Source organism: Halochromatium sp. (assembly GCF_054919635.1).
Map to the genome: position 1 here is coordinate 1 of NZ_JBUDPI010000364.1, position 3,642 is coordinate 3,642.

General features: G+C 65.1%; 3 protein-coding genes. All 3 read left to right on the forward strand.

Going from position 1 to position 3,642, the window contains the following annotated elements:
• Positions 1–1,371, forward strand: a 1,371-nt coding sequence (locus ACY693_RS16635; protein ID WP_462322927.1) for a putative bifunctional diguanylate cyclase/phosphodiesterase, incomplete at its 5' end; no start/stop codon positions are given.
• Positions 1,372–1,395: 24 nt separating this feature from the next.
• On the forward strand, positions 1,396–1,872 hold the full coding sequence (locus ACY693_RS16640; RefSeq protein WP_462322928.1) for an LEA/WHy family protein: 477 nt from the start codon (positions 1,396–1,398) through the stop codon (positions 1,870–1,872).
• Between the two features lie 153 nt (positions 1,873–2,025).
• Positions 2,026–3,462: a sigma-54-dependent transcriptional regulator gene (locus ACY693_RS16645; RefSeq protein WP_462322929.1), complete on the forward strand. Its 1,437-nt coding sequence runs from the start codon at positions 2,026–2,028 to the stop codon at positions 3,460–3,462.
• The last annotated feature ends 180 nt before the right edge of the window (positions 3,463–3,642 follow it).

The following is a 3,642-nucleotide window of genomic DNA, read 5'->3' on the forward strand; positions in this document are numbered from 1 at the left end:
ATCACCGCGCGTAAGGCGGCTGAGCATCAGATCGAGCAGCTTGCGTTCTTCGACGCGCTGACCCAACTCCCCAACCGGCGCCTGCTTGTCGACCGTCTCGGCCAGGCACTGGAGACAACCCGGCGCACGGGTCAGCTCGGTGCCCTGCTGTTCCTGGATCTCGACCACTTCAAGGACCTCAATGACAACTTCGGCCACGACAAGGGCGATCTGCTATTGACGAAGGTCGCCGAGCGCCTTGTCAGTTGTGTGAGGGCGCACGATACGGTCGCCCGCCTCGGTGGTGATGAGTTCGTCGTCGTCTTGGAGGGCCTGAGCGACGCGTCCGAGCAGGCCGTTGACCAGACCCGCAAGGTCGCTGACAAGGTGCAGCAACAACTCGGCAAGCCCTATCAGCTTGGCGCAACCGTTCATTACACCACCCCGAGCATCGGCGCCACGCTGATCGAATCGACCGACTCCGGTGTGGACGAGCTGCTCAAGCGCGCTGACCTAGCGATGTATCAGGCGAAAGATGCAGGACGCAACACGCTGCGGTTCTTCGATCCACAGATGCAGACCGCGCTCGAGCATCGCACCGAACTGGAGGCGCACCTTCGCGAAGGCTTGCGCCTTGGGCAATTCGTGCTGCACTACCAGGCCCAAGTCGACAGCGCTGGTGTCTTGATCGGCGCCGAGGCACTTCTGCGCTGGGCGCATCCGCAGCGCGGACTGCTGAGCCCGGAGATCTTCATCCACCTGGCCGAAGAGTCCGGACTGATCCTGCCGCTCGGTCAATGGGTCCTGCAGGCCGCCTGCGCCCAGCTGGCCTCCTGGGCAAGGGCCACCACCAGCGCAAGGCCCTCACTGGCCATCAACATCAGCGCACGCCAGTTTCGCGACCCGGACTTCGTCGCCATGGTGCGGACCGCAGTGCTGACGCATGGAATCGACCCCAGCCTGCTCGAGCTGGAGCTGACCGAAACCTTGCTGTTGGAAGATATCGAAGACACCATCACCAAGATGGCCGCACTGCGCGCGCTCGGGCTGCGGTTTGCCTTAGACGACTTCGGGACCGGGTACTCGTCGCTTGCCTACCTCAAACGCCTTCCGCTCGATGCGCTTAAGATTGATCGCTCGTTCGTCGATGACGTCACCCATGATGCGAATGCCGCGGCCATTGTGCGGGCCATCCTCGCCCCCGCGCCCCAGCTCAGGCTCTCGGTCATCGCCGAGGGCGTCGAGACCGGAGATCAACGGCAGTTCCTGGCGCGCAACGGCTGCAGCGCCTTCCAGGGCTATCTGTTCGGACGCCCGGAGCCAGTCGAATCCCTCGATGCCCGAGCGGCGACCAGCAGCACCACCGATAGTCCCAGCTGCTCGACGAGCTGATCACAAGGCTAACCACCAAAGACGATGTTCTGGCTCCTGCTCACCCTCCTGATCGCACTGATCCTGTTCGCCATCGGCGCTGGGCTGGCCTACCGATCGGCACCCCCCGTGGTCAAGCTGATCGCGCTGCGGCCGGCGCAGTTGACGGCCGCTGAGCAGCGGCTCCAGGCCAAGCTACGGATACAGAACCCAGGTCCGCTGCCGCTGCCGATCCGCGCCATGACCTACCGCGTCTGGCTCGACTCACAAGAGATCGCCAGTGGCGCCGGCAGCTTTGCGCGTTGGATTCCAGCCCGGGGCGAAGACCTCATCGAGGTCGAGGTGAGCGGCGATATCAAGCGTCTGGTCCGCGCCTTCCCTGGTCTGGCACTGAAGCGCCAGCCCTGGCCATACCGGCTCGCCGGCACCCTAGCGCCAGTTCCGGGTCTGCGCATCGCCTACGATCATCGCGGCGAGATCGACGCCCGCGGTCTCCTCAAGCTCGCCGCATCACTGCGCTGAGCTGGAGGAAGGAGCGTCAGAAGGCGCGTCAAGGCTGGGCTGGGCTGAAACATCCACAGCAGCGATCCCGGTCTCCAGGGGCAGAGCGCTTGAATCGCATTCGCCGCGAGTGCCGCAAGAGAGCGAGACCTCGGACTTCCAGAGCACCAAGCCATGAATCATCAGCTACTGATTATCGAGGATGATGCCGCCTTGAGCGAGATGCTCGAGATGCATTTCGAGGATCTGGGCTTCAGCGTGACCCGAGTGCTCCGGGCGCAAGCCGGCCTCGAGCAACTGCGAGCACAACGCTTCGATCTGGCCCTGCTCGATCAACAGCTCCCAGACGGCCTCGGCAGCGAGCTGATCGGGCCCATGCTCGAGCTGGACCCAAGGCTGCCGATCCTGATGATGACCGGCAAGCACGATCTCGAGCTGGCGATCGAGGCAATCCAGAACGGCGCTGCGGATTTCGTCCACAAACCGATCAAGATCGACGACCTGCAGCAGGCGGTCGAGCACCTACTGCGGGAGCGCGAGGCCGTTGCCGACGCCAAGCGCTCGCAGCCGATCGTGACGGCGAGCGAGGAGCCGACGCGTGACCTGATCGGCCGCAGCGATGCAATGCTGACGGTCAGCAAAGCGATCGCCCTGAGCGCACGCAGCAACGCCACGGTGCTCATCAGCGGCGAGTCCGGTACCGGCAAGGAGGTGGTCGCACGATTGATCCATCAACACAGTGGCCGCAGTGGGCCGTTCGTCGCCGTCAACTGCGCCGCCATCGTCGATACCCTGCTCGAGAGCGAGCTCTTCGGGCACGAGAAGGGCGCCTTCACCGGCGCCCAGACGCGCAAGCAGGGTCGCTTCGAGCTCGCCAGCGACGGCACCCTGTTCCTCGACGAGATCGGCGAGCTCGCCCCCAGTCTGCAAGCCAAGCTGCTGCGCGCCCTGCAGGAGCGGGTGTTCGAGCGAGTCGGCGGCAGCGAGCCGATCCGAACCAATGCACGGGTGGTCGCCGCGACCAACCGCGACCTACTGGCGGAGGCCTCGGCCGGGCGTTTCCGCGAGGATCTGGTCTATCGGCTCAACGTCATCCAGATCCGGATGCCGCCGCTACGCGAGCGGCTCGACGACCTGCCGCTGCTGGTCACCGCCCTACTCGCACGGATCGCCGAGCGGCTCGAGCGCCCCTGTCCAGGTATCACCGAAGCGGCGCTGCAGCATCTGGGCCGCTACGACTGGCCCGGTAACGTCCGTGAGCTCGAGAATCTGCTGACCCAGGCAGTGCTTCAAGCCCGTCAGGGCACCATCACACCAGAGCTGCTCAGGTTCGGCGGCGTCGAGTCCACCCAGGGGGTGGGAGGGGCGTCGACCAACCTCGACGCGGATCGAGGCAGCCCGGGCGGCAGCGCACAGCGTTCAGGCGCAGTGGCGCCAACCGCCGACACCCCGGCGCTTCGCAGCCTTGACGAGGTGGCGGCCGAGCACATCCAGCGGGTGTTAGAGCACACCGATGGCCACAAAGGGCGCAGCTGCGAGATCCTTGGTATCTCGCGCCCGGCGCTGGACCGCAAGATCGAGAAATACGGCCTAGAGGTTCCCAAGCGCTAACGCCGGAGCACCGATGCAACCTAGATGCAACCTAGATGCAACGCCAGCGCGCCGACGCCGATGCCCCCGGCCACATCTCAGCTCTCGAGCGCAGTGCTGATCCAAACGCGCTGACCGCGATGCTCAATCCGGCAGTCGCGGCAGAGCAATCTCGACCCTCGTGCCCTGCTCGGCATTAGA

Bases quoted from the DNA above. Each gene is read 5' to 3' on its own strand.
- ACY693_RS16640 (WP_462322928.1), top strand. From the start codon at position 1,396: ATGTTCTGGCTCCTGCTCACCCTCCTGATCGCACTGATCCTGTTCGCC.
- ACY693_RS16645 (WP_462322929.1), top strand. From the start codon at position 2,026: ATGAATCATCAGCTACTGATTATCGAGGATGATGCCGCCTTGAGCGAG.